This window comes from Undibacterium sp. KW1 (assembly GCF_009937955.1).
Taxonomy (GTDB): Bacteria; Pseudomonadota; Gammaproteobacteria; order Burkholderiales; family Burkholderiaceae_D; genus Undibacterium.
In genome coordinates this window covers 6,058,079-6,083,226 of record NZ_AP018439.1, presented here as the reverse complement: position 1 = coordinate 6,083,226, position 25,148 = coordinate 6,058,079, and the positions used below count along the sequence as shown (strand labels likewise).

The window sequence follows — 25,148 nt, the reverse complement described above, 5'->3', positions numbered from 1 at the left end:
AAAAATGAGGAGATAAGTGAGTGCTAGCTGATCAGGGACGCAGTCAGTGCATCAACTTCTTCTGCCGATTCTGACAGGATGGAAGTCAGGGTACCTTCGCCCACCGCAAAATCAATTTCCGAGGCTGACTGCCGTATGCTCTCAGGTGAGCGCGGGTCCAGCGGTGATGGTACTGCCGCCAGTTCATTCGCCAGCAACAGGGTGTCGCCCAGGGTTTCTGGTGGCATGACGCGCATGCCATACCACAGGGCTTCTACGGCCGAGACCACGCGTTTGGGTACCAGCAATTTATTCAGCACAGCGCGGCCTATGAAGGTTTCATCTGTTTCTGCCAGCGCATCTGACGGGGGCGGGCTGGGATCGATTTCCAGCAGGGCCGGGAATTCCTGCGCGCGTGACAACAGGTAAAAACTACCGACTTCATGCACGATGCCAGCAAACAGGGCCGTCTCGGCATCGACCTTGCTGACCTTGCGCGCAATCAGGTGGGACAGTGCGGCGACATAGGCAGAATGCCGCCACAGGGCTTCCATCTTGTTGCGGATGGCTGGGTCAGAGACAGCAGCACTGAGCTGGCGCATGACGACCGCAGCGGTGACTGAGCGCAGGGTATTGAAACCTAAAATGGTGATGGCAGTGCGAATATTCGTGACGCCACCGCCAAAGCGGTTATAGGCTACAGAATTGGCAATGGCAACCACACGGGCTGACATCAGGGGTTCAGTCATGACCAGTTTTGCGGCTGTTTCTATACCGCAGTCCGGGTCGTCCAGAGCCTGTTGTATCTTTAGAGAGGCGTTGACATTGGTCGGGAAGACCAGGTCACCCTTGCTGGCTTGTTCAACAATACTCTTTAATGCTGCCGTCTTATTCATAATGTGTTTGTTGGAGCAGACCTCAGGCAGGGCGCTGCTCCCCACTATCCGCTAATTTTTATTGAAACCCAGCGCCCTCACTAGTTTACCAGCAGTTGCCTTGATTAAGGAGGGTTCGTCTTCAGTATAGCCGTTACGCACGGGAGTCGCTTGCACTTGCTGTACCCTGCGCACGGTATTGCTGGAATTATCGAGTTTGAAGGCAGATACTGCCCTGGCAAGGATATTTGCCTGTTCTTCCATGCTCTCTGCCGCTGCGGCTGCCTGTTCTACCAGGGCGGCATTCTGTTGTGTCATTTCATCCATCTGGGTTATGGCACGGTTGACTTCTTCTATGCCTGAGCTTTGTTCCAGCCCGGCTGCGGTGATTTCGGACATGATGTCGGCCACATGTTTGACCGAGCTGACGATTTCATTCATGGTCTTGCCCGCTGCATCAACGAGCTTGCCACCGGCATCAACTTTTTCTACCGAGTCACCTATCAGGGTCTTGATCTCTTTGGCGGCACTGGCGCTGCGCTGCGCGAGATTGCGCACTTCTGAGGCCACCACCGCAAAGCCACGGCCCTGCTCACCGGCGCGGGCAGCTTCTACCGCTGCATTCAGTGCCAGGATATTGGTCTGGAAGGCAATACCATCAATCACGCTGATAATATCGACAATCTTGCGTGAGCTTTCCTTGATGGAGTTCATGGTATGCACCACCTTGCCGACTTCTTCACCACCCTTGATGGCAAAGTTTGACGCTGAGGTGACCAGGCCATTCGCCTGCCTGGCATTGTCGGCATTGTGTCTTACGGTGGCCGTGATTTCTTCCATGGAGCTGGCGGTTTCTTCGAGTGCTCCTGCCTGAGTTTCCGTACGGGAAGACAGGTCGGAATTGCCAGTAGAGATTTCTACCGCAGCAATGGCGATAGCGTCGGTACCCTGCCTGACTTCACTGACGATGTTATGCAGGTTATCACTCATTTCTTTCAGGGCATTGAGCAACTCGCTGATTTCATCGGTACCGTCAGCCGCTTCACGGAAAGACAGTTCGCCTGCAGCCACACGCTTGGCGATGGAAACTGCATCGCGCAAGGGGGTGGTGATACTGCGTGTCATGAAGATGGAAAAGCCTGCACCAAATAACAGGATGACCGCACCAATGGCGAACAGGGTAACGGTCAGTTGCTTGCCCTTGCTCTCTGCCGTGGCAGACAGTTCAGAGGCCGCCTTGTTCTGGATTTCCACGAGCTTGTTGATTTCCAAAATGGCTTTTTGTTGCAATGGATCGACTTGGGTGGCGATCAGTTTGACGGCATCTTCACCGTTGAAGGCCAACAACATCTTCATCGCTTCCTTGATAGGGAAATCGATTTGCTTGTCGAGTTCAGAAACTGCATCGATGATTTTTTTCTCTTCCGCACTCAGGCCCAGGGCGATGAGTTTGCTCCTGGCTTCAGCAAAGCGGGCTTGCTGCTTTTTCGAGATGACATTCTGTTTGTCGCTTTCGCCGAGGTCAGTTTGCAAGCCTATATTGCGGATTGCGATACCGCCTTCCAGCATGCTGCTTTTCATGGTAGCGGCAAGTTCGCTTTTGCTATGAGAGAGTTCGAGACCTGCAACCATTTCCTTGCGGTTATTGGCGCTGAAGATGCCATCAATGACCAGTATGAGTACCAGACTAGCCAGTATCACACCAAAGCCCACAGCGAGTCGGGTACCTATGCGCAAGTGACGCAAATTCATAGTGAATCTCCCATAAAGAAGTTCTGCTACTACGAGGTGGTGCCTATTTGAAATCTTTATCTGGCTTTGCTGACATCAACAATCCTGATATGCCACGACATGCAAGCTGCATGCCAGCGCTATTCATGAACTTATTGCGCGACGTTGATGCATCGCTCCAGATGATCATTTAAATGATGTGCAAGATTTCAGATTGGCCCCTAAGAAAAAAACATTTTCATATAACAACATATCAGAGTCCGGGGAAGAGAAAATCTGGTATCTGGTAGCTGTCTTGGAATAAGCTACGGTGCTGGTCACATGGCAGTTACGGTATACCCTTGATTCCATACTATGCCAAAATTGCTTTGCCGCAAAGCACGCAAAGTACAAGATTTTGTTAAATTCTATTGATTGTGAGTAAGCTTAATATGCACTTCTTACTAGGTCTTGTAGTACTGTTGTTGACTGCTAGTCTGATTTACGTCTGGATGCGCTGGCGCCGGGCAGCGCAGGCTGACTATATTCGCACGTATATGTTTCCGCCCGGACTGTTGGAAAGACTACACAAACAACGTCCCGATCTGAACGTCAAAGACCAGCAACTGGTCGCACGTGCCTTGAGACAGTTTTTCCTGGTGTATCTGAAATCCGGTTTCAAGCATATTTCCATGCCATCGCAAGTGGTCGATGATCTATGGCATGAATTTATACTTTATACAAAAAACTACGAGCAATTCTGTAACAAAGCTTTTGGCCGCTACATGCATCACACCCCCGCTGCAGTTCTGGGTGCCAACCGGCGTGGTAACGAAGGCTTGCGTCGCACCTGGTGGTTTGCCTGTCTCGAAGAAAATATCAACCCGCGCCGGGCGACACGTTTGCCGCTACTGTTTGCACTGGATGCCAAGTGGAATATCGCCGATGGCTTCCGCTACGCACCCGATTGCAGCGCCTTGCGCAAGAACGGGGATGGCACGGTGTATTGCGGTGGTGACTTTTATGCAGGCAGTGATGGCGGCAGTAGCAGCGACCCGGTCTATTATTTTGGTGATTCCAGCCATCACAGCAGCCATGGCAGTCATGCAGATAGTGGTGGTGGCGACAGCGGCGGTGACAGTTCGGGCTGTAGCGGAGGTTGCGGCGGCGGTTGTGGTGGTGGAGGCGATTAGCGTTTGTGTTTTGCTATTTAAGCATTGCCGGGTCTGAGCGCGGCATTGCTGCTTTCCAGCCTGTCCATCAGGATTTTCTTTTCACCGGCATGGAAGTTCAGGAACTCCAGGCCGATGCGGAATGAGAATTGCGAGAGTATGGTGTAAACCATCTTGCTCTCGACTTCTATTTTCTGCGCCTGCATGCCCACGTTCAGCGGTGGCAGCGTCATGACCAGCTTCACTTTCCCGTTGAAGAAGACATTGTAGTCGCAGAACATGCTGAGACCATTCTCGGAAATATCATTGACCCTGCCGTAATAGCTCAGTTTTTTACCGCCCAGTTCATGCGTCAGCGTCACTTCCCATTTGACCAGGTAGCGGGTGTGCGAACGTAATAGCTGTGTTCTGACGACATTGAACTTGGCCAGCGTCTCCGAGATGACCGGGTTTTCTGATGGGGGAGTATCCTGCACCAGGATGGTATCAGCCAAATCCGGAGCGGTCAGGGGTGGTGTCAGGGGTGGTGTCAATAGGCCTGCTTCAGGGGCCGCATCCTTCAAAGAAGCGGGCGCTTCTGGCGCTGTCGTTTCAGCGCCATATGAGACTTTTCTTTTTCCGGGTAGCTTGTGCATGCAAAGATTATATCCAGAAAAGCCTCAGTAATAATTTCCCTATGGAAATTAAAGCGAATTTCCTTAACTTTTTTGTATGAAATTTGTAGCCTGATTCTCAGGTGCTGGTTGCCAGGCGTCTTGCTGGTCTGAATTGCTCGCGATAACTGGCAGGTGACAGGCCAGAATGTTTTTTAAATAGACGGCGGAATGAGCTGGGGTCGCTATAACCTGTGCGTTCTGCCACTTGTTCCAGTGTCAGGGTAGTAGTTTCCAACAGCCGTTTGGCGATGTCCATCTTGACTTGCTGGGCATAGCTGGCTGGTGTTGTGTCGAGAGTCTGATGGAAGTGGCGTATCACAGTGCGTTCACTGACTGCCAGATGCCGGGCCAGTGCAGGCAGGCGAAAAGGCAGGTGATGATGCAGGCTCAGCCATTTTTGCGCACGCTGCACCAGGATGTTTTCATGCTGGTGGGTATCTTGCTGGGTCAGGCTCAGCATTTGCATATACGGCATTTGCGAAGTGCGGTTGGCATCTATCAGCAAAGTCTTGGCGACACCGCTGGCGATATCCTGGCCACCAAAGCGCTCCACCAGGTGATAGGCAAGATTCAAAAAGCTGGTGGCTGCACCGCTGGTCAGGATATTTTCATATTCATCCAGCACCTCGGACAGGCGCAGGCTGACTTCAGGATAACGGGTCTTGAATGCCCTTTCCAGCCACCAGGTTGTTGTTGCATGGCCGCCATCCAGCAAACCAGCCTCTGCCAGCAAAAACGTGGCGCTGCAATTGGCGGCCAGCACACAACCCTGGGCGTGTCTGGTTCTTAAGATAGGGAACAGCTCCCGCATCGCATGCATGCTGCTGGTCAGGCCGGTAACACCGTTTTCCATGTACAGACCGGGTAATAAAATGATGTCAGCCTTGCTGTCAGCACGTATGCAGGCATCGGCACCCAGACTGACCCTGGCAGGTGTCATGACAGGCTTGCCATCGATGGAATGAGTGCTCCAGGTGAACAGCGGGTCTACATCATCGACATTCTTCAGCGACCAGATGGCATTGGCGACCGCAAACACATCCAGCGGGCCAGTGACCGCAGATGCCATGCATTGAGGGTAAAGCCAGACTTCGATATGTGCCATTTGTCGTAATCTGCATCAAAAGAGTCAATACTGACACTGTCAGCGCTTTCCTGCAATAACTAGAATGTAGCCTGGAAAGTAGTTTATATGAGTAAAGGAAAAATGATGTCCTCAGCAGATACTGCGACTAATGCAGCAGCAGAAGAGCAGGCACAACGCCTGAACCAGTTTGGTGCCAAATTTTTGCCCGGTCACCTGGGCATCAATATCCTGACGGTAGAAAAAGGCAAAGTCACGGCAGAATTGCCAGTGCTGCCACATCTGCTGGCCCCAAATGGCTATCTGCATGCCGGTAGCGTCGTGACCCTGGCCGATACTGCCTGTGGTTATGGTTGCGTCGCCAGCCTGCCTGAAGGGGCGCAGAGCTTTACGACCATAGAACTGAAATCCAATCACCTGGGCACCGCCCGCGTCGGCACCATCAGCGTGGTCGCCACTGCCGTGCACCTGGGCCGCACGACTCAGGTCTGGGATGCCGTAGTCAGTTACGAGGGCAAGACGATTGCCCTGTTCCGTTGCACCCAAATGATTTTATTCCCCCGGAAGGATGCATGATGAGTGATGCAAAGAATGACGCAGCTGTAATTTTAAAACAATGGCAGGAACAGGAAGCCGCAGTCCGCGCCCGCATGGCAGAACCAGGCGTGCTGGGTCTGGATCAATTGAAAGCAGTCAGCGGTATCGATTTCTTGCGTGGCATCCTCGAAGGAAAATACCCGGTCGCCCACATAGGCAAGACCCTGGATTTCATCCCCGTAGAGGGTGAAGCTGGCCGCATCGTGTTCCAGGGTACACCAGGTTTGCAGCATTACAACCCGCTGGGCAGTGTGCATGGTGGCTATTTCTGTACCCTGCTTGATTCTGCCGTTGGTTGCGCCGTGCAATCAATGCTGCCTGCCGGCGTGGGTTATACCACGCTGGAAATCAAGGTGAATCTGATCCGCGCGATGAATGCCAAGACCGGGCCTGTGCGTGCTGAGGGCAAGGTCATACAGGTGGGCAAGCAGGTGGGTACTGCTGAGGGGCGTATTGTGGATGCGGCGGGGAAGGTTTATGCGCATGCAACGACGACCTGTTTGATTTTTCCTTTGCCTTGAGCCAAGGCTCATTGCACTGGTCGAGGTCAACCTTTAATTGAATTAAGGCAAGTTCAATTTCTATTGGCAGCATCGGTTTTGCTCCTTCTCCTTCAAGGAGATTCGTGGGAATTCGCAAAGCGTAGCTTTGTGCCATGAATCTCTAAGCCGCTTGCAAGCGGCGCGGTGGAGAAGGTTGGGATGAGGATGGGGTTCTGTCGATGAACGGTAGTCATACGATACGCGGCAATCTCAGATTCGTCGCTCCTGCGCAGGCAGGAGCCTAGCGTCGTTTGTTGCATTGTCGTACTTTGATTAAAGCGATTACCCTTCATGGACACAAGCCGGGTCTCGGCCCGGCGGCCGAAATTCTTTCTTTGCGTCGCCAAAGAAAGAATTCAAAGAAAGGCGACCCAGGCGTAGCCGCCCCCTAAAGGGGGTTCCCATTTGTGCGGTACAAAAAATGGGAAATGCCCGAAACTCGCTGCCCTTGCAGGGCGCACAATCGCTTGCAAGCGATTGCCGTTTCGCAGGCGTGCAGCATGCTGCACGAAACCCCTGCTACACCTCAAACACGGGCATTTCTAATCCATTTTCTGCACAGCACAAATGGCTGCTACACATGGGAACTGCAAAAGTCAAAATCAAAAGCAGCCCTACGACCATTATAAAATTGCTTGAAGCTTAGCTATTTTTAAACCTATTTCTTCGCAGCTTCCTTCTCCTGCAGTGTCCGCCACATCACTTTCCCCGTCCCTGATTTCGGCAGACTATCCACAAACTCGACAAACTTTGGCACCTTGTAAGCGGCCATTTTTTCATGCGCCCAGGTCATGATGTCTTCGGCAGTTACGTCACTGCCAGGTTTTTTGACGACCACGGCTTTGACGGTTTCGCCTCGGTAGGCATCGTGGGCGGCGATGATGCAGCATTCTTGTATTGCCGGGTGCTGGTACATCATGGATTCTACTTCGGCGGGCCAGACCTTAAAGCCGCTGGCATTGATCATGCGTTTCAGGCGGTCAGTGAAGAAGAAGAAACCTTCCGGGTCCATGTAGCCGAGGTCGCCTGAGCGGAAGAATTTTTTGCCGTCGAGTTCAGCAAAAGAGTCGGCGGTTTTTTGCGGGTCATTCCAGTAACCCTGGAAGACTTGTGGGCCGTGTATCCAGATTTCGCCAGTCTCACCCTGTTTGACTTCTTGCAGTGTGGTTGGATCGACGATGCGGGAATCGACGTTGAAGTAGGGCATGCCCAGGCATTGCTGCTTCATGCGTTGTGGTGGGTTCAGGTGGGAAGGGGCCATGGTTTCTGACAGGCCATAGCCTTCCATATACACCTGTCCTGACAACTCCAGCAGCTTTTGTGCAATCGCGGCGGGCATGGCCGCGCCACCACCAGATACCCGGGTCAGCCTGGAAATATCGTATTCGGCCAGTCGTGGATTCGACAAAAAATCGATCATCATCGATGGCACCAGGGTCCAGTTGCTGACGGCATAACGGGTGATCAGTTGTCCGGCGGCATCACGGTCCCAGCGTGGCAGGATGACCAGGGTACCGCCGCAATAAATCATGGCATTCATGACCGACTGCATGCCGGTGACATGGAAGAAGGGCAGTACTGCCAGTGCCACATGGGTGGCGACGATGGCGCCTGACCAGGTCGGGCTGCCGATGATATTGAACATGACCGAGCGGTGATTATGTATGCAACCCTTGGGTTTGCCGGTCGTGCCCGAGGTATAGGGCATGCAGGCCAGGTCATCTGGTCCGGCGGCATGGGGACGCGGCTGATGGCCTGCGGTGATGGCGGCTTGCCAGCTGCTGACACCAGCTTGTTCTGGCACCTGGCGTTCTGCCTTCACGAAGTCGGGTATGGTCAGCGTCGTCGCCGCAGTCAGATGATCGGAGTAAGTGGCTACTACCGCATGTTGCAAGATGCTGTGGCCCAGCAGGGGTTGCATGCGCGGGAAAATTTCCTGTGAGACCAGGGCGGTTTTGGCACCGCTGTCATCGATGTAATGCGCGAGTTCATCGGTCATCAGCATGGGGTTGACCGGCACGACCATGGCATCGGCACGCATGATGGCATAGAAGCCGATGACAAATTGCGGGCTGTTCTGCATGTTCAGCAAGACCCGGTCGCCTTTTTGCACCCCGCATACTTCTTGCAGATAGCCCGCCAGGGCCAGCACTTCTTCATGCAGTTGGCGGTAAGTGATGACGGTGTCATAAAAGATGATCGCCGCCTTGTCCGGGTAACGCAGGGCAGATACTTGCAGATTTGTATACACGCTGGCTTCCGGCGCGATCAGGTGATGCGGCAAGCCTTGCGGCCAATGGGCATAGTGCAGGGTATTCATCGTCAGTCTCCAGGCTGTTTGGAATTTTTTTGATTAGAGTGCCATACCTAATTATTTTTTGCACGGTCGTTCGTAAAAAATTCAAGTTTTTCAGAAACTTGAAACATTTTGTCAACATTTAGCTGAAAGGTATTGCAAACGCTGGCATGAAGCTACAATGTTAAGCATTCCCCTATTCAGCAAGACATCGGAGTCAGCGTGGTTCAGCAAATCAAAACAGCCCTAATCGTTTTTTCCAGCCTGGCTATGGTGGCCTGTGGTGGAGGCAGTGGCGGTAGTGGTGGTACCGCGGGTACAGGCACTCCTACGGCCAATCCCATGGCAATTGCCGTCCCAGATGCCCTGACTGTGATCAATGGCAATCCTCTGAGCCTCAACGGTCAGGCCAGCAGTACCGCCGGTATCATCACGAATATGTACTGGCAGGTAGAAAACCTGACCTTGTCGGCCAACCCGCTGGCAGCGGTGACAAATGCTGACTGCAAGACCATCAGCAAGAGCAGCACAGGGGCGGACGCGAGTTGCGTGCTGCAAGTGACGCCGCCTACCTTGTTGACGGCGGACTACACCTATAAATTCACGCTCAATGCGGTTGATGCCAAAGGCAATACTGTCAAGGCATCCACAACTTTGCTGGTCAAGCAGGAAGCCTCTGCCACGGCCAATCCGGTAGCCAAGGTCAGCGGTAACACAACAGCTGCGTCAGGTGACAAGGTCAGCTTGAGTTGTGCCGGTAGTGGCGGCACACCAGCGGCAACAGGCGAGCCCTACTCTTATCAATGGGTAGTCAGCGATGCTGCCGGTACCACTATCACCCTGGCACCGACAGATGCTGCCGCGACCAGCTTTACCGCGCCGGTGGTGAAAGAATCCACGGCTTTGAAAATCCAGTGCCGCGTGACTGATGACAAGCAAAAAGTCGGTACCGCAACCCAGACCGTGACAGTAACGCCGATTGTCAAACCTACAGTCGTGCCTATCTCTTACAGTGGTGGTGTGGTGGCGGCTGGTTCCACTATCACGCTTGATGGCAGCAAGTCAGTCAAATACGATGCGAATGGCAAGGTCGATAGCAGCACGCCTATCTATTATTACTGGAAGCAAAAATCCGGTCCTTCGGTAGAAATCTTCAATGCCTTCAGCAGTGTCGCCAGCGCAGCCCTGCCCAAGTTTGTCGATACCCGTACGCCTTTTGTATTTACCCTTAATGCATCCAATTCCGTCATCCAGCCCGGTGGCTTTTCGCTGGACCCGCTGGTGCAACTGGACGTGGTGTTTTATGTCGATCCGCTGCCACCTATCTCGCTGGTGTCGTATACACCGGTGCAGTTAGTGCTGACCAATAGTGCCGTGACCCTTAAAGTCGATGCACCCTCGAACACCAGCAATATCATCTATTACAGCTGGACGCAGATTGCCGGACCTACTGTTGCATTAGCTGGTGCAGGTACCAGCAATGCCGGGTTCATCGCGCCAGCCACACCGGGTACCCTGATTTTCCGTGCTACGGGCAGTTACCAGCCAATTACGGTGGCCAATCCAGGTACTGCTTCGATTGATGTCATTGTTACGGTACAGGCACCGGCGGTAGCTAAGTAATATCCTGAAATAACAGCTTGAAATAAGGTCTTGAAATAACGGCCTGGAATAAAGCAGCCAGCCAGCAAAAAGCCCCGTATCACAAGATAACGGGGCTTTTTGCTGGATGCACGGATTTATTCGCGTTCTATGATTTTGCGTCTGCCCAGTTTGCGCTGGCGCGTCAGGGTCTTGGTCGCTACAAAAATCTCGCGCATGAAATAAATGAAGCTGCCTATCAGGGAAAACACCCCACCTACAAACAGCGAGGCGATCAGCTTGTCGAGGTTCAGGCTGGTCGCATCCCCCATGAACAGGGTAGCAATCACCAAACAGATCAGCAGACCACAAGAGGTGCTGAGGGTGATGGCGCGGTTGATCAGGTGCGAACGCTCATACAGTTCATGTAATTCTTCTTCGACGCCGGGAGGGCTGACGGCGGGGCTGTTCTCGCCGTGCAACAGGTCTTCCACTACTCTGGAACGGTCTATGATGCGTGCCAGGCGGCTGGTCAGCACAGAGAGCGTGGTACCGACGCCGGTCAGCAGGAATACCGGGGCGATAGAGAGTTGTATGATGTGACTGACATCACTTAGTTGTAGATTAATCATGGGCAAGTCCTCAGGTTTTCCCCGGATTTTACAGGGACGCGGGCTTGCCTGGACAGGGGGTGGCAGACTTTTTGAATATTGCTGATGACAACAGCAGCTCAGTATCGTGCAGAGTTGTGCAAAACAGGCTGCATCACTGCCCGGCAGGGCTGGCATAGCCTGCGGGCAGTGAGGGGGAAAACGGAAAAAGGACTCAGGCCGTTTGCAGGGGCAGGGTCAGGCGCACTTCCAGGCCACCTTCGGGCAGATTGCTTAACTGCAATTTACCGCCATGTTGCTGGGCGATATTCTGCGCTATTGTCAGGCCCAGGCCAGTGCCGCCAGACTCCCGCGAGCGCGAAGTTTCCATACGAAAGAAGGGTTCAAACACCTTGCTTTGAAATTCGGGCGGTATGCCATGACCACCGTCACGTATCAGCACATGCAAGACATCCTTGGCGGCGTCCTTGCCCGACACCAGGCTGACCGTCGCATACTGACCATATTTGACGGCATTGTCGATGAGATTGGTCAGGCAGCGGCGCAGGGCCTGTGGCCTGGCCATGACGGTCAAACCGGGTTTGCCTTCAAAGCTGACATTCTGTCCGGCATCAGCGGCGTCGGCGCAGACGCTGTCTAGCAGGGAATCGAGGTCCAGTGGTTTCAGGGCTTCATTACTGTCCATGCTGCGCGCCAGGTCCAGGCCTTCGCGTATCATCATTTGCATGCCGGACAAATCTTCAATGAGCTTGTCGCGCAATTCTTCATCCCTGACCTTTTCCAGGCGCAGGCGCAGGCGCGTCAGCGGGGTTTGCAGGTCATGGGTAATGGCCGCCAGCATGTGGGTGCGCTGGGCAATATGCTGGCGTATCCTGGCCTGCATGGCATTGAAGGCACGGGTGGCCTGCAAAATTTCTGTCGCGCCTTTTTCCGGCAGGGGCGGGCGGTTGATATCCTGGCCCAGTGCGGTGGCAGCCTGCGCCATTTGCCGCAAGGGGCGCATGGTCATGCGGGCGATCAGGAAAGCCAGTACAGCGATGCTGGCCAGGAACAGGAACAGGTATTGCAAAAAGTCAGGGCGCAATGGTGGTGCGGGGTTGCGCGGTGGCAAGACCGTCAGGCGCAGGGCAGTGCCATCATGCAGGGTGATGCCCAAAGCCTCGCAGGGCAGGCGGTTGGTCTGTATGTTTTGCGGGTTGCGCGGGCAGGATGCCGGGTCCTGTGCCAATGACATCACACGAAAAGTCTTGCCCAGTCTCTCGCTGACGGCAGCGGCATATTCTGAACGGGGGGCCTGGTCGGTGGTTTCGGCAGGCAGGGTAGCTACTTTCAAACCCAGGCGCGGTGCTGTCGCCAGGAATTTTTCGCGGTTCTCTGCTGGCAGGGCATCGAGCGCCAGCACCAGTTGTTCAGCCCGCTCAACGGCATGAGAATCCCGGTATTGCGATATGGTTTTCTGTCTTTCGCCAAAAGCCAGTGACCAGGTCAGTACCGCCGATGCGATGACGCCTAACAGCAGGATGGCAAATACTCTGCCCCACATCGACGATAGGATTTTCATGCATCTTGCTCCACGACGACAGTCACGGCCAGTACATAGCCACCGTTCCTGACGGTTTTGATAATCTGAGGTGAACGCGCATCTTCGCGCAGTTTTTGCCGCAAGCGGCTGATCTGAATATCAATGGAGCGGTCAAACGGGTCGGCATCGCGGCCATGCGTCATGTTCAGCAACTGGTCACGGTTCAGTACGCGGTTGGGGTGCTCGAGGAAGATATTCAGCATGCGGAATTCTGCACCCGACAAGGACACCACCATGCCGTCAGGGCTGATCAGGTGGCGTGCCGTTAGGTCCAGGGTCCAGCCCGCAAATTTAAGTTTTTGCAAGGCCTCACCAGAATGTGTGTTGGCATTGGTCTGGGTGCGGCGCAATACGCTGCGTATGCGGGCCAGCAATTCGCGTGGCTCAAAAGGCTTGGGCAGGTAATCATCTGCGCCCATCTCCAGGCCCAGGATGCGGTCCAGCGGCTCGCCACGCGCAGTCAGCATGATGACCGGCAAAGTCGATTTGCTGCGCAGCGTGCGACAGAGCGTCAGGCCATCGTCACCGGGCAGGTTCAGGTCCAGTACGACCAGATCAACCTGGTGATTTTGCAGCGCAGCCCACATGGCATTGCCTTCGGCAGCCATGATGGTGCTATAGCCATTATTATCCAGATAATCAGCCAACAAGTTGCGGATGTCGCGATCATCATCAACGATGAGAATTTTATTTGGTGTGTCCATGTTCTTCATTATGAGCCCGATCCAGTCTATAAAAACTCTGATTTTGTATCGTCTTGTTATCTTAAACCGTAACATACCACCTTATCATTCTCTACTGTTACACGTCGATACAAAGCGAGAGCAGACGGACATTTCGACGTTACAAGCCTGCTGCAAGATACGACCCATGTCTGAGACAGCAATACGGGGCTTGATGAAAGTCCAAAAAAAGCAATCAGCCAGGTTAGCCCACCATTTTGTGGAATGCATGTAGCAGATGTGTGAGCTTGTTCTAGTGTTCAGAAAGAGAAAAAATATGAAAACCTTACAAAGAAAATTCTGCATGGCTCTGGCAGTAATCAGTCTCGGTGTTGTCAGTGCAGGCAGCGCCCTGGCGCAATCTTCTGCACCGGCTCCTGCCTCTGCCCATGCTGGCCATGGCCAGCCACCTGGTGATCCTGCCAAATGGGCAGAAAAAATGAAAGAGCGCATGGCCAAGCACCAGGCTGAACTGCATGACAAATTGAAGATCACTGCTGCGCAAGAACCAGCCTGGAAAACCTTCATTGATGCCATGAATCCAGGCACCATGCCAGCCCGTCCTGACCGCAAGGAAATGGAAAAACTGACGACGCCAGAGCGTATGGAAAAAGGCCTGGAAAAAATGAAAGAGCATCTGGCGAAAATGCAAACGCGCCTGACCGCCCTGAAAACTTTCTATGCCGTGCTGACACCTGAGCAGCAAAAGATTTTTGATGAAAGCCACCGCCGTATGGCATCGCATATGCGTGAACGCATGGGTAAGTCCATGGGTGAACATGGCCCTGAGCATAAAATGGGCGATCGTCCGGCAATGATGGACAAGAAGTAAGCTGTAAAAAAGCCAGATGCAGCCAGATGCCGTATGCAGTATCTGGCTAACATGTTGTGATAGAAGGCTGTTGCGAGACGGGGAGTGAAGCATCTTGCCCGTTTTGTGACAGCCTTTTATTTTCTGAGATTGATCCAGCTGATGAGATTTTCTTCCAGCATAGGGCGGCCTATGTAAAAGCCCTGTCCTTCATGGCAACCCATCGCTGCCAATGTCTTCCAGTGAGCCTCATGCTCCACCCCTTCTGCAATCACTTGCAGGCCGAGTTTCTTACCTAGCTGGGTAATCAGTTCGGCGATACGCGGCCCTTCGGGCGTGTCGATCTGGTTGACGAAGGCGCGGTCTATCTTCAGCCTGTCGACCGGTAATTTGTCCAGGTAACTCAGCGAAGAAAAGCCGGTGCCAAAATCGTCAATGGCAATTTTGATGCCCAGTTTTTTCAAACTGGCGAGTTTGCTTTCAAACAGGATGGCGCTGGCCATCGTGACTGATTCCGTAATTTCCAGTTCCAGGTTTTCTGGCTGCAAGCCAGTATCCTTCAATGCTGACTCAACGATGGCGATAAATTCGTCCTGGCGGAATTGCACGACCGAGACATTCACTCCCATGCGTTGCGGCGCAATCCCGGCCTTTTGCAGCCTGACCATCATGAAACAGGCGGTACGCAATACCCAGGCACCGAGGCTGATGATGAGGCCGGAATATTCTGCGAGCGGAATAAAATCATTCGGTGGTATCAGCACGCCATCATCATTGCGCCAGCGTATCAGTGCTTCCAGCCCGGTGAATTTGCCAGTCTCCAGATCGATTTGCGGCTGATACATGAGGAACAGGCGCTCGGCATCAAAGGCCTTGTGCAAATGCTGCATCAGGGTGGCGCGTTCGCGTATTTCTATACCCATCGAGCGGGTAAACAAGGTGCAACTGCCGCGCTGGTGTATCTTGGTACGCTTCAAGGCGATACTCGCATCTTTCAGCGGTTCGGCACCATCACCGATATAACCTTCGAGTGCTACCATGCCTATCGACATCGATACTGCATGGGCAGTTTCTGCTATCGTGAATGGCTGTACAAACATCAGCTTCAGGGTTTCCGGTTCAAGCAATTCCCTGCTGCCGAGCAGACCAAATACATCACCAGAAATGCGCGCCAGGAAGATGGGGGCACCGAGCTTTTCACGCAGTCTGTCGGCCACGGCCTTGAGTATCAGGTCGCCATAATGGTGACCGAGTACATCATTGATTTCGGCAAAATCATCAATGTCCATGAGCGCCACCATTTGCCCCGGCAGTTCATTGGCCAGGGTAGCACTGATCTGCTCAATGAACTTCAGGCGGTTAGGTAATTTCAGCAACTGGTCGCGGTAAGCATGGTTCTTGAGCTGGTTGACCAGGCTCAGGTTATCAAGGCAAACGCCTAGATTGGAACAAAATACTTCGAGTAAATGCTGGTTGATTTCTGACAGTGAAAACGGCAAGTCGATAAAGGCAGCCAGAGGGCGGTTGCCACGGCCAGAAAAATACAGCGTCATGCTGTGATCGGTGAATAATGACTCTCGGTTTGTCAACACATGCCGCAAGGCGTCGCGCACGCGGGCATTGTGGATATCATCAATCGGACAATTCATCAGGTTGCTGTAATGCCCGGCAGAAGCGATGACGTTGAAGGTCTCAGGGATTTCTTCGTCAAGCTCATTGAGCTCACCCTGGGCGCACAACAGACCTTCAGGTGGTACGCCACACAAGGCGGCGATCTGGGTAATCACGCCGCTGGCAAAGGACTGTATGCCATGCTCGAAAGTGAAGGCGGCGCTGGAGCTGATGATCTGATGCAGGCCGCGCCTGCTGGCATCAATGGTACGTATCTGTTCATACGAGCGTACGGCTGCCGTCAAAGATGTCAGCAGCTTTTTGCGGGTCAGCTCATTCTTGGTTTTATAGTCATTGATGTCATAGTCGCGTATGGCTTCTTCTTCCGGCGCATAACCGGGTTGGCCGGTACGCAGGATGATGCGGGTATCGCTCCAGCCCAGTTCATCGCGGATAAAGCTGACCAGTTCCAGCCCTGCATGCTCGGTTTCCATGACCACATCAAGCAATACCACGGCGATATCGCTTTCAGTGGCGAATACCCTGCGGGTTTCACTCTTGGAGTAAGTATGGATGAATTCCAGGGGGCGGTTCAGGATATGCACATATTGCAGTGCAAAGCAGGTGGTGCGGTGTACGTCTTCATCATCATCGACGATAGCGATTTTCCAGCTGCGCCCAGCTTGCTGAGTTGCGGCTTCTTCTTCCGCATCCTCAACCAGGAACAGCTCATCATCATCGTCTTGTTCGTTCGACATGCCTTCTCCGGGTAGAAAAGCCTGCTAATTGATGCGACAAGTATAGTTTAAGTTTTGTCGCTGGGCGCAGCCGTGGCTCACCGATATTGTGACTTTAAGTGAAATATATTTGTCGAAGCTGACGCCGACCTTGCAAGGGCAATTTTCATGCAAAGCGGCGGGCGGCATCCAGGCCCAGGCCAGATCCTATGCTGCCAAAAAGATCACCTTCGACCTTCGTAGCATTCGGTACGATGCTGGCGATTTGCTGGCGTAAGCCGCGTACACCGCTGGAGCCACCGGTGAAAAACACAGTATCTACCTGTTCCGGTTTCAGGTTTGCCATGTTCAGTACGGTATTGACGGTGTCACCGATATTGCTGGTCAGGTGGGCAATCGAGGCTTGCAAACCTTGCTGGTCCAGTACCAGATGGCAGACGGGGCTTGCTTGTTTGCTGCGCAAACGTTCCAGTGGCAAGTCTATCCCTTGTTGATCTGATAATAAAATCTTGGCTTCTTCTGACTTGATGGCCAGCCAGTGACCATCGCGTTCTTCGACCAGCTTCAGCAGGCGTTCAAAGCGCAGGCGCAATTCCGGCGTATTGATATCACGATAAACTTCTTGCAATTCACGCCAGACTTTTTGGGTATACGTCAGGTTAATCGTGTGCCAGGTCGCCAGGTTGAAATAATAACTCGAAGGTACTTCGATCTGGCTACCGAGGCGGCCACCCAGGCCCAGCAGCGGCATGACATGGTTCAGACTCAGGTATTTGTCAAAGTCTGTACCACCTATGTGCACACCGCCATTGGCGAGGATATCGTCTTTCCTGTCTATTTTATGAGCACGTTGCGGTGCCAGGCGCACCAGTGAAAAGTCTGAGGTACCACCGCCTATGTCGGCAATCAGTACCAGTTCTTCCTTATTGATGCGTGATTCATAATCAAAGGCGGCAGCAATCGGTTCATACTGGAATTGCACTTCCTTGTAACCGGCAGCACGGGCAATTTCTTCCAAGGTGTCTTGTGCCAGTTTGTCGGCCTTGCTGTCATCATCGATAAAATGCACAGGGCGGCCCATGACAGCCTGGGTGAATTGTGTGCCTGCAGATTTTTCTGCGCGTACTTTGAGTTCACGGATAAATTGCGCCAGCAAATGGCGAAAAGACACGGCCTTGCCCTGTACTTCAGTCTGGCCATCCATGAGGCTGGTGCCCAGCAAGCTCTTCATTGAGCGCATCAGGCGGCCTTCATGGCCAGCCAGGTAATTGCCGAGTGCCGCCCGTCCATAACTGACCTGGTCATCCTCGACATCAAAAAATACTACCGATGGCAGCGTGACTTTGTCCTCTTCCAGCGCTAACAGCGCAGGCTGGCCCGGCCTGTGCCAGCCAACAGTTGAATTCGAGGTGCCAAAATCTACTCCACAAGCGTGCGACATGAAAATCCTGATAAAAACGGGTAAGCCAGCAGCTTTGCTGAAGCTGCTGTCGAAGGTGATAAAAATGGGTTAAGACCTGATGCTGAAGAAACCAGATGGCAAAACAGTAATAATTATGGTGATTTGCTGGTATCGGCCGCATCATCGAGTCTGACGACCAGCAATTGATCTATGCGGTAGTGGTCAATATCGACGACTTCGAACTTGTAAGTCCCCAGCATGACAAAATCAGTGCGCTTGGGTATCCTTTTCAGCATCGTCATCATGAAACCGGCAATGGTCTCATAGCTTCCCTGCTCAGGCAAGCTATCGATGTCGAGCGCACGGCAGACATCCTCGATTGTTGTCGCACCGTCAATCAGCCAGGAATTGGCATCACGCTGGACGATCTGGTCTTCGAGGAAAGGGTGAACCAGGTTGCCCATCAGAGTACTCAGCACATCATTGAGGGTGATGACACCTACGACCAGCGCATATTCATTGAAGATGACGGCAAAGTCTTCGCGCGTGCCCTTGAATTGCTCCAGCATTTCAGACAGGGTCAGCGAATCAGGCACGGCCAGGGCTGTGCGTATCGACAACTCCTGTACCTTGGTAAATGCCTGGTTGGTCAGCACGCGCTTCAAGATATCCTTGGACTCGACATAGCCGACCACATTGTCGATATTGCCATCACATACCAGGAACTTGGTATGCGGGTGCTCGGCGATCTTCTGGCGTATCACCACATCGCTGTCCTGCAGGGTGAAATACACGATGCTGTCGCGTTGCGACATGGCTGATGGCACGGTGCGGCTTTCCAGCTCGAACACATTACCTATCATGTGATGCTCGCTTTCCAGCACTACCCCGGCTTCGGCACCTGCATCAAACATCGCATAAATTTCATCAGAAGTGATTTGTTCATTACGTGTCGTTGGCAAATTGAACAGCCGCAGGAGCAGGTTGGCCAGTCCATTGAAGACCCAGACCAGGGGTTTGAACAGGCGCACGCACAAGAGTATGGGGCTGACGACCAGCATGGCCACGGTTTCTGGCGAAATCATGGCGATCTTCTTCGGCAGCAGGTCAGCAAACAAAATGAAGATCGAGGTCACGAATAAAAAGGATGTCACGAAGCTGACTGTTTCTACCCAGCTCACCAGACCAAACACAGCGACCAGGGCTTTCTGGATATACGGCGTCAAAGCCTGTTCACCGAGGATACCGCCTAGTATGGCCACCGCATTCAGGGCGATTTGTACCACTGTGAAAAAATGCCCAGGCTCTTGCTGCAAGGCCAGTACCTTGCCTGCACGTTGCTCGCCCTCGGCATGCAGTATCTGCAATTTGACCTTGCGCGCAGCCGCCAGCGAAATCTCTGACATGGAAAAAAAGGCGCTGATGGCGACCAGCAAGGCAATGATAAGGAAATGATCAAACAAAGCCATAATGGCCTCTATGCGAATGTACTTAATAGTAATCATATACTATTAGGCTTTGAAGATTTCGCTAAAAGGATGTCTTGTATGACAAGTTCTGAACAGGCAGATGCTGCCAAGCCGCTGCCGACCAATGTACGTTTTGTATTGATCACGGTATTCCTCGACATCCTTGGCATAGGTCTCATCATCCCGGTCTTGCCACGGCTGGTGGCGAGTTATACCTTGCAGGCAGACAGCCAGGCTTACTGGTATGGCGCGATAGTCGCCATTTATGGCGTCATGCAATTCATCTTTGCACCGATGATAGGCGCACTTAGTGACCGTTATGGCCGCCGCCCGGTCTTGCTGATATGTGTATTTGGCCTGGGCCTGAATTTCCTCTTGCTGACCCAGGTCACGACTATTTACTGGATGCTGCTGGTGCGTGCTATCGGTGGCGTTACCGCAGGTAATTTATCCGTGGCAAATGCCTATATCGCTGATGTCTCCAGCCCGGAAAACCGTGCCAAGGCGCTGGGCAAGATAGGCGCCATGTTTGGCCTGGGTTTTATCTGTGGCCCCGTCATTGGCGGCTTGCTGGGTGAGGCGCATATCCATTACCCGTTTTATCTGGCTGCCGCTGTATCGCTGGGCAACGTGGTGTATGGCTATTTTTCGCTGCCAGAATCCCTGCCTGCGGATCACCGCAAGGACTTTCATATTTCTGCCGCCAATCCCTTTGCCGGTTTGCGGGGGCTGGCGCATTTGCGTGGCGTCGGCGCGCTGGTGTGGGTGTATGCCCTGACCATGTTCGCCCAGTTCACGCTGCAAACCACCTGGGTTTTATCAACAGAGTTGCGCTTTGGCTGGACACCCATGCAAAATGGTTTTTCACTGTTCATGGTTGGTGTTTCCAGCGTACTCATGCAGGGCGTTTTCCTGGGATCTTATATCAAGCGGGTGGGGGATGCGAATGCAGTCCTGATAGGCCTGGCCTCATCGACACTGGCACTGACTTGCTATGGCCTGGCGAACCAGGGCTGGATGATGTATGTACTGATACTGTGCAATGTGCTGGCCTTTGCTGCCGGGCCTGCCTTGCAAGGCTTTTTTTCACGTGCCGTCGATGCGCGTTCGCAAGGCCTGGCCATGGGTTCGCTGACAGCGCTGGCCAGTATCATGAGCGTGTTTGCCACGCTGATAGGTACATCCATCGTTGGGCAAGTCAGTCATTTCCCTAAAGGCAGTATCTTGCTGGGGCACCTTTCTTTTTGGCGGCGACCATACAGTTGATGGCGCTGACTCTGGCACTGCGGCATCTGAAAAAGTAGTGGTAGTCGGAATGCAAAAAGCGGACTCACGGTCCGCTTTTTGTTTTGCCTGCAGCCTGCAGCCTGCATTAAGCTTAACGCACTGCTGTATGCATGGATGCCGTATCCATCAAGAGTTCTGGGTCTTCTGCCTCTTCCACGGTCTCATTATTCAAACGTCTTTGCATCTTGACGGTATCCACATCATTACCCCATTTTGCGACCACGACAGTGGCGACACCGTTGCCGATCAGGTTCGTCAGTGCACGTGCTTCAGACATGAAGCGGTCTATGCCGAGTATCAGCGCCAGGCCAGCAACCGGTACGCCGCCAACCGCAGACAATGTCGCTGCCAGTACGATGAAACCACTGCCCGTGATACCTGCCGCGCCTTTGGATGTCAGCAACAGGACTGCCAGCAAAGTGACTTGCTGCATCAGGGTCATCGGTGTGTCTGTGGCCTGGGCGATGAACACCGCAGCCATGGTCAGGTAGATAGACGTGCCGTCCAGATTGAAAGAGTAACCGGTAGGGATCACCAAGCCAACCACGGATTTTTTCACACCCAGGTTTTCCAGCTTGGCCATCATGCGTGGCAACACTGATTCTGAAGAAGAAGTACCGAGAACGATGAGTAATTCTTCCTTGATGTATTTGACGAATTTCCAGATGCTGAAACCATGTACTTTAGCGATAGCACCAAGTACCCCGAAGATGAAAATCAGGCAGGTTGCGTAGAAAGTCGCCATCAGGAAGCCGAGTTGCACCAGCGAGCCGACACCATATTTACCTATCGTGAAAGCCATCGCGCCAAAGGCACCGATGGGAGCAACTTTCATGATGTAGCCAACGATGACAAACAGCACGTGCGAGAACTTTTCGACCAGGTCAAATACCAGCGTGCCGCGACCACCAAAACGATGCAGGGCAAAGCCAAAGAAGATAGAGATCAGCAAAACCTGCAGTATCTCACCCTTGGCAAAAGCATCGGTGAACGTAGTAGGGATGATGGCCATCAAAAATTCTGTCGTGGTCTGCATTTTGCCAGGACCGGCAAAGGCAGCGATGCCCTTGGTATCGAGCGTATGCACATCGATATGCATGCCAGCACCAGGTTGCACGAGATTGACGATGATGAGGCCGATGATCAGTGCCAGGGTGCTGACAACTTCAAAATACAGCAGTGCCATGCCACCGGTCTTGCCGACTTTTTTCATATCTTCCATGCCGGCGATACCGACGACTACGGTACAGAAAATAATCGGGGCTATCATCATCTTGATGAGCTTGATGAAACCGTCACCAAGAGGCTTCATGGCAGCGCCGGATTCAGGATAAAAATGGCCAAGCATCACACCCAGAATGATGGCGGTGATGACTTGAAAATACAGGGATTTGTAGAAGGCTTGAGCTTTCATCCTTGGTCTCCTTGGGATGGTAGAAAGTCTCGCACATCATGTAATCCGGTGGCGAGCACGTTGAGGGATATTTTTTCCCTTCAGTGCACGCATTATGGAAAATCCCAGTGGCAGCCACAATTGTGGCTTTCCACAGTGACTAATTTTTATGCAGCAATATGTTGTCTTGATGCAGAAGAATGCGTTGCCTGATGTTGAATAATGCGACCTAATAAACGCATCGCATCATCCAGATCCTGGGTATATGGCATGCCGCAATTGAGACGCAAAAAATGATCAAAACGATTTGAATTGGAATACATCAAACCTGGCGAAACCAGGATACTCTCCTCTAGCGCAGCATCAAAAACAGCGCGCGATGAGGTGCCTGTTGGCATCTCCACCCACAAGGAAACACCACCTGCCGGCATGGTCACGCGCGTGCCTTCCGGGAAGTAAGTGGCAATTGCTTCAGCCATTTTTTCTCTTTGCACGGCGAGGTTGCTACGTAGTTTCCGCAGGTGCCTGTCATAAGCTGATGACAGCAAAAAAGTTGCTGTGACTATCTGTGACAATTCTTCGTTATAACGGGTGTGTGCATACTTCAGCATGTTCACGCGTTCTTGCCAGCGGCCTGCCAGTATCCAGCCTACGCGCATGCCGGGAGCAAGTATCTTGTGTACTGATGCGCAGTAAATTACGTTGCCGCTATGGTCCCATTGCTTGAGTGCAGTTGGTATCTTGTCGCCATCGGCGAGGGCGCTGTATGAGTCATCTTCTATCAGCGGTATGCCTTGCTTTTCGCACAGTGCCACCAGTTTTTGCTTGTGCTGGTCAGGCATCATGCTGCCCAGCGGATTTTGCAAATGCGGTACCACCACGACCGCCTTGATATTGTCATAGGTCTGCATGGCCAGCTCCAGCGCTTCGACAGAAATGCCGGTGCTTGGGCTTGTCGGTATTTCCAGCGCCTTCATGCCCAGGCTTTCCAGCACCTGCAATAGGCCATAGAAAGTTGGCGATTCGACGGCGATGACATCGCCCGCTTGCGCCACCGCACGCAAGGCCAGGTTCAGGGCTTCGATACAGCCATTGGTGATGATGACTTGGTCAGCCGAGGTGCTGATGCCAGAATCAAGCGCACGTTTGGCCAGCGCTGCCTTGAGTTCACGGTTGCCACCCGGCGATATCGCCTTGGTCAGCAATTCAGGATAACGGCGCAAGGTGCTGACGGTCAGGCTGCGCAATTGCTGGTGCGGGTACAGAGCAGGGCCGCCAGTTGCCCGCGCCAGATTGCATTTCACCTGGCGCTGGCCCTGGGCGATGATTTCAGACACTTTTTCATGAATACCGACAAATTGTGCCGGGTCGATGATCTTGCCTATCGTTGGCTCCTGCGCCGGTATCAGGCGCACACGGCGTGGTTGCCGCACAAAATAACCGGAACGCGGGCGCGCTTCCAGCCAGCCCTCGGTTTCCAGCTGGCGACAGAGCTGCAAGGCCGTCGATAGACTGACACCATGTACATGCATGAGTTTGCGCACCGAAGGCATGCGGTCACCGAGCTTGAGCGTGCCACAACGGATGGCATTCAGATAATGGTCGGCCAGTTGCCTGTAGAGAGGTAGGGTTTGCATAGCTTGACGATGTAAAGATGCTCAGGGCCTGCACAGATACAGTTCAGGGCTAACGATACAATAACAGATTATGAATTTGCTGTCTGATGCGATACAGATGTGTATTTTCTGTGCCTGTGCAGGTCTGCAGGCCAAGTCTATCCTGATGCCTGTATCCAAACCTCCTTTTGGATCATTTTCAGGAGCATTACCATGCATAGCAATAGCATCAGGCAAGACCAGAGCATGTACTGCCTGTTGGCGGCAGGCAGCACTTTATTTGTAAAGACAGGGAAGCTGCGTTTAATCGCCTGGCCGCAATTTGTCGAGGGGCTGGCATGGCAGGCGGACACGGTATTGGACACAGGCTGTGTGTATCAGGTGTCAAATGATGGCTGGGTAGAATTACGTGCACTGCAGGCTAGCGATGTTCTGCTGCAAAAACCAGAACCTGCACATTGGCGGCACGCTCTGGTGCAAGCTTGGCAATCGTTACGGGCGGGCTGGCTTGGGCACCAGCCGCATTAAGGAAATTAAGGGAAAAATTCCTTCAGCAAGAAGTTTTCCAGTTCGGCAGAATCTTCTGGCCGGGCTGACTTGACTATGACGCGGCCCAGCCGGCGGGATTCCCAGTTGAAGTCGCCCTTGTATTCCATACGTATGATTTCTATCATGCGGCGCACTACTGCCAGACGTACGTCACCACCAAGGCCGGCATCTACTTCAAAGGACTGCTTGCCATTCGAAGCAATCACACGGGTGTTCCAGCCACGGAAAGTGAAGCTGGCTACCCGCGTGCCTACTGTCCCCAGTTCAAACACACCGCTGCCACCACCACGGTTGGCTGCTTGCTGCATGCTGCGTTTGACATTGGCTTCTGCCACTTCCTGCGGGGTCATGCCGCGGCCTGCCTGACGCGCACCGTCATTTTCCTGGGCGGCGGCCTGCTCTGCAGCACGGCGGCGTTCACGCGCAGCATTCGCCAGGGCCATCATGTCCATTTCTGGCGGGGTCTCTTTGGCTTGTGGCGGCGGTGGTTGTGCTACCGGCGAGTCTGTTACTGGCGGTGGCGGTATCTTGGGCCGGGTGATTGCGTTTTTGGATGGTGGCACCCGCACCGGCTTGGATTCAGCTTTTTGCTTTTGTGGCGCAGTCGCCTGTTTGGGGGCTTTCGCCACCTTGTCCATGATAAAGACCATGGGTTCACTGGAGCCAGCCTTGTCAAGCTTCTTCTTGAGCACATTCATGTGCAGCAGGAAGTACAGCAAGAGCCCGTGGACCAGCAAAGCCAGCAAGATGCCGAACATATTCGCAGGGCGAAACCGGATATGCAAATGAATCTCGCCCGGCAGGGCAACTTCATCCTCAGGCGCTTCTATGCTCAACTTCATGGACTATATGAACCGGTGTGCAGA

General features: G+C 53.1%; 21 protein-coding genes. 7 read left to right on the top strand and 14 right to left on the bottom strand.

Features of this window, described 5'->3' with window-relative positions:
• Positions 1 to 23: 23 nt before the first annotated feature.
• Together UNDKW_RS27475 and UNDKW_RS31010 are read right to left on the bottom strand one after the other, a co-directional pair.
• Entirely contained in the window at positions 24 to 875 is an 852-nt protein-coding gene (locus UNDKW_RS27475) for an HDOD domain-containing protein (protein ID WP_162061353.1), read from the bottom strand.
• 51 nt (positions 876 to 926) lie between these two features.
• On the bottom strand, positions 927 to 2,606 hold the full coding sequence (locus tag UNDKW_RS31010) for a methyl-accepting chemotaxis protein (protein WP_162061352.1): 1,680 nt from the start codon (positions 2,604 to 2,606) through the stop codon (positions 927 to 929).
• 410 nt (positions 2,607 to 3,016) lie between these two features.
• On the opposite strand from UNDKW_RS31010, the gene UNDKW_RS27465 reads away from it, so the two are divergent.
• Positions 3,017 to 3,757, top strand: a complete 741-nt coding sequence (locus UNDKW_RS27465) for a hypothetical protein (protein WP_162061351.1) — start codon at positions 3,017 to 3,019, stop codon at positions 3,755 to 3,757.
• A 17-nt stretch (positions 3,758 to 3,774) separates the two neighbouring features.
• Here the strand turns inward: UNDKW_RS27465 and UNDKW_RS27460 are convergent, their stop codons facing one another.
• Positions 3,775 to 4,371: a PilZ domain-containing protein gene (locus tag UNDKW_RS27460; protein ID WP_162061350.1), complete on the bottom strand. Its 597-nt coding sequence runs from the start codon at positions 4,369 to 4,371 to the stop codon at positions 3,775 to 3,777.
• Positions 4,372 to 4,468: 97 nt separating this feature from the next.
• Positions 4,469 to 5,497, bottom strand: a complete 1,029-nt coding sequence (locus tag UNDKW_RS27455) for a GlxA family transcriptional regulator (RefSeq protein ID WP_162061349.1) — start codon at positions 5,495 to 5,497, stop codon at positions 4,469 to 4,471.
• A 105-nt stretch (positions 5,498 to 5,602) separates the two neighbouring features.
• On the opposite strand from UNDKW_RS27455, the gene UNDKW_RS27450 reads away from it, so the two are divergent.
• Positions 5,603 to 6,052, top strand: coding sequence for a PaaI family thioesterase (locus tag UNDKW_RS27450; RefSeq protein ID WP_162061348.1), 450 nt, complete (start codon positions 5,603 to 5,605; stop codon positions 6,050 to 6,052).
• The gene (locus UNDKW_RS27445; protein WP_162061347.1) at positions 6,052 to 6,594 is read left to right on the top strand and encodes a PaaI family thioesterase; all 543 of its coding nucleotides are present in this window, start codon (positions 6,052 to 6,054) and stop codon (positions 6,592 to 6,594) included. Before UNDKW_RS27450 ends, UNDKW_RS27445 begins: the two co-directional genes overlap by 1 nt.
• A gap of 679 nt (positions 6,595 to 7,273) precedes the next feature.
• Here the strand turns inward: UNDKW_RS27445 and UNDKW_RS27440 are convergent.
• Complete coding sequence (locus tag UNDKW_RS27440) at positions 7,274 to 8,935, bottom strand: long-chain fatty acid--CoA ligase (protein WP_162061346.1); 1,662 nt, start codon at positions 8,933 to 8,935, stop codon at positions 7,274 to 7,276.
• Positions 8,936 to 9,133: 198 nt separating this feature from the next.
• Here UNDKW_RS27440 and UNDKW_RS27435 point away from each other — a divergent pair, with 198 nt between their 5' ends.
• A complete protein-coding gene (locus tag UNDKW_RS27435; RefSeq protein ID WP_162061345.1) occupies positions 9,134 to 10,534 on the top strand; it encodes a hypothetical protein in 1,401 nt (466 codons plus the stop codon).
• A 116-nt stretch (positions 10,535 to 10,650) separates the two neighbouring features.
• Here UNDKW_RS27435 and UNDKW_RS27430 read toward each other — a convergent pair whose 3' ends face one another.
• The 3 genes from UNDKW_RS27430 to UNDKW_RS27420 form a co-directional block, all read right to left on the bottom strand.
• On the bottom strand, positions 10,651 to 11,121 hold the full coding sequence (locus UNDKW_RS27430) for a DUF2721 domain-containing protein (RefSeq protein ID WP_162062136.1): 471 nt from the start codon (positions 11,119 to 11,121) through the stop codon (positions 10,651 to 10,653).
• Between the two features lie 196 nt (positions 11,122 to 11,317).
• Entirely contained in the window at positions 11,318 to 12,664 is a 1,347-nt protein-coding gene (locus UNDKW_RS27425) for an ATP-binding protein (RefSeq protein WP_162061344.1), read from the bottom strand.
• Positions 12,661 to 13,389 carry a response regulator gene (locus UNDKW_RS27420; RefSeq protein WP_174244970.1) on the bottom strand — a complete coding sequence of 243 codons (729 nt, stop codon included), beginning with the start codon at positions 13,387 to 13,389 and terminating at the stop codon, positions 12,661 to 12,663. The genes UNDKW_RS27425 and UNDKW_RS27420 overlap by 4 nt, the downstream gene beginning before the upstream one ends.
• A 295-nt stretch (positions 13,390 to 13,684) precedes the next feature.
• On the opposite strand from UNDKW_RS27420, the gene UNDKW_RS27415 reads away from it, so the two are divergent.
• Positions 13,685 to 14,239, top strand: a complete 555-nt coding sequence (locus tag UNDKW_RS27415) for a Spy/CpxP family protein refolding chaperone (RefSeq protein ID WP_162061343.1) — start codon at positions 13,685 to 13,687, stop codon at positions 14,237 to 14,239.
• A 116-nt stretch (positions 14,240 to 14,355) separates the two neighbouring features.
• Here UNDKW_RS27415 and UNDKW_RS27410 read toward each other — a convergent pair whose 3' ends face one another.
• The 3 genes from UNDKW_RS27410 to UNDKW_RS27400 form a co-directional block, all read right to left on the bottom strand.
• Positions 14,356 to 16,587 (bottom strand): EAL domain-containing protein, encoded by a 2,232-nt coding sequence (locus tag UNDKW_RS27410; RefSeq protein WP_162061342.1) that lies wholly within the window; start codon positions 16,585 to 16,587, stop codon positions 14,356 to 14,358.
• A 145-nt stretch (positions 16,588 to 16,732) separates the two neighbouring features.
• Positions 16,733 to 18,007 carry an Hsp70 family protein gene (locus UNDKW_RS27405; RefSeq protein WP_162061341.1) on the bottom strand — a complete coding sequence of 425 codons (1,275 nt, stop codon included), beginning with the start codon at positions 18,005 to 18,007 and terminating at the stop codon, positions 16,733 to 16,735.
• Positions 18,008 to 18,120: 113 nt separating this feature from the next.
• A complete protein-coding gene (locus UNDKW_RS27400) occupies positions 18,121 to 19,473 on the bottom strand; it encodes a hemolysin family protein (protein ID WP_255431527.1) in 1,353 nt (450 codons plus the stop codon).
• Positions 19,474 to 19,515: 42 nt separating this feature from the next.
• Here UNDKW_RS27400 and UNDKW_RS27395 point away from each other — a divergent pair, with 42 nt between their 5' ends.
• A complete protein-coding gene (locus tag UNDKW_RS27395) occupies positions 19,516 to 20,703 on the top strand; it encodes an MFS transporter (protein ID WP_197893033.1) in 1,188 nt (395 codons plus the stop codon).
• A gap of 112 nt (positions 20,704 to 20,815) precedes the next feature.
• Here the strand turns inward: UNDKW_RS27395 and UNDKW_RS27390 are convergent, their stop codons facing one another.
• Together UNDKW_RS27390 and UNDKW_RS27385 are read right to left on the bottom strand one after the other, a co-directional pair.
• Positions 20,816 to 22,138 carry a dicarboxylate/amino acid:cation symporter gene (locus UNDKW_RS27390; RefSeq protein ID WP_162061340.1) on the bottom strand — a complete coding sequence of 441 codons (1,323 nt, stop codon included), beginning with the start codon at positions 22,136 to 22,138 and terminating at the stop codon, positions 20,816 to 20,818.
• Between the two features lie 146 nt (positions 22,139 to 22,284).
• Positions 22,285 to 23,754, bottom strand: coding sequence for a PLP-dependent aminotransferase family protein (locus UNDKW_RS27385; protein WP_162061339.1), 1,470 nt, complete (start codon positions 23,752 to 23,754; stop codon positions 22,285 to 22,287).
• A gap of 192 nt (positions 23,755 to 23,946) precedes the next feature.
• On the opposite strand from UNDKW_RS27385, the gene UNDKW_RS27380 reads away from it, so the two are divergent.
• Positions 23,947 to 24,261 carry a hypothetical protein gene (locus UNDKW_RS27380; protein WP_162061338.1) on the top strand — a complete coding sequence of 105 codons (315 nt, stop codon included), beginning with the start codon at positions 23,947 to 23,949 and terminating at the stop codon, positions 24,259 to 24,261.
• Positions 24,262 to 24,266: 5 nt separating this feature from the next.
• Here the strand turns inward: UNDKW_RS27380 and UNDKW_RS30720 are convergent, their stop codons facing one another.
• Positions 24,267 to 25,124, bottom strand: coding sequence for a hypothetical protein (locus tag UNDKW_RS30720; RefSeq protein ID WP_162043962.1), 858 nt, complete (start codon positions 25,122 to 25,124; stop codon positions 24,267 to 24,269).
• Between the last annotated feature and the right edge of the window lie 24 nt (positions 25,125 to 25,148).

Bases quoted from the DNA above. Each gene is read 5' to 3' on its own strand.
- UNDKW_RS27475 (WP_162061353.1), bottom strand. From the start codon at position 875: ATGAATAAGACGGCAGCATTAAAGAGTATTGTTGAACAAGCCAGCAAG.
- UNDKW_RS31010 (WP_162061352.1), bottom strand. From the start codon at position 2,606: ATGAATTTGCGTCACTTGCGCATAGGTACCCGACTCGCTGTGGGCTTT.
- UNDKW_RS27465 (WP_162061351.1), top strand. From the start codon at position 3,017: ATGCACTTCTTACTAGGTCTTGTAGTACTGTTGTTGACTGCTAGTCTG.
- UNDKW_RS27460 (WP_162061350.1), bottom strand. From the start codon at position 4,371: ATGCACAAGCTACCCGGAAAAAGAAAAGTCTCATATGGCGCTGAAACG.
- UNDKW_RS27455 (WP_162061349.1), bottom strand. From the start codon at position 5,497: ATGGCACATATCGAAGTCTGGCTTTACCCTCAATGCATGGCATCTGCG.
- UNDKW_RS27450 (WP_162061348.1), top strand. From the start codon at position 5,603: ATGTCCTCAGCAGATACTGCGACTAATGCAGCAGCAGAAGAGCAGGCA.
- UNDKW_RS27445 (WP_162061347.1), top strand. From the start codon at position 6,052: ATGAGTGATGCAAAGAATGACGCAGCTGTAATTTTAAAACAATGGCAG.
- UNDKW_RS27440 (WP_162061346.1), bottom strand. From the start codon at position 8,935: ATGAATACCCTGCACTATGCCCATTGGCCGCAAGGCTTGCCGCATCAC.
- UNDKW_RS27425 (WP_162061344.1), bottom strand. From the start codon at position 12,664: ATGAAAATCCTATCGTCGATGTGGGGCAGAGTATTTGCCATCCTGCTG.
- UNDKW_RS27420 (WP_174244970.1), bottom strand. From the start codon at position 13,389: ATGGACACACCAAATAAAATTCTCATCGTTGATGATGATCGCGACATC.
- UNDKW_RS27415 (WP_162061343.1), top strand. From the start codon at position 13,685: ATGAAAACCTTACAAAGAAAATTCTGCATGGCTCTGGCAGTAATCAGT.
- UNDKW_RS27410 (WP_162061342.1), bottom strand. From the start codon at position 16,587: ATGTCGAACGAACAAGACGATGATGATGAGCTGTTCCTGGTTGAGGAT.
- UNDKW_RS27405 (WP_162061341.1), bottom strand. From the start codon at position 18,007: ATGTCGCACGCTTGTGGAGTAGATTTTGGCACCTCGAATTCAACTGTT.
- UNDKW_RS27400 (WP_255431527.1), bottom strand. From the start codon at position 19,473: ATGATTACTATTAAGTACATTCGCATAGAGGCCATTATGGCTTTGTTT.
- UNDKW_RS27395 (WP_197893033.1), top strand. From the start codon at position 19,516: ATGACAAGTTCTGAACAGGCAGATGCTGCCAAGCCGCTGCCGACCAAT.
- UNDKW_RS27390 (WP_162061340.1), bottom strand. From the start codon at position 22,138: ATGAAAGCTCAAGCCTTCTACAAATCCCTGTATTTTCAAGTCATCACC.
- UNDKW_RS27385 (WP_162061339.1), bottom strand. From the start codon at position 23,754: ATGCAAACCCTACCTCTCTACAGGCAACTGGCCGACCATTATCTGAAT.
- UNDKW_RS27380 (WP_162061338.1), top strand. From the start codon at position 23,947: ATGCATAGCAATAGCATCAGGCAAGACCAGAGCATGTACTGCCTGTTG.
- UNDKW_RS30720 (WP_162043962.1), bottom strand. From the start codon at position 25,124: ATGAAGTTGAGCATAGAAGCGCCTGAGGATGAAGTTGCCCTGCCGGGC.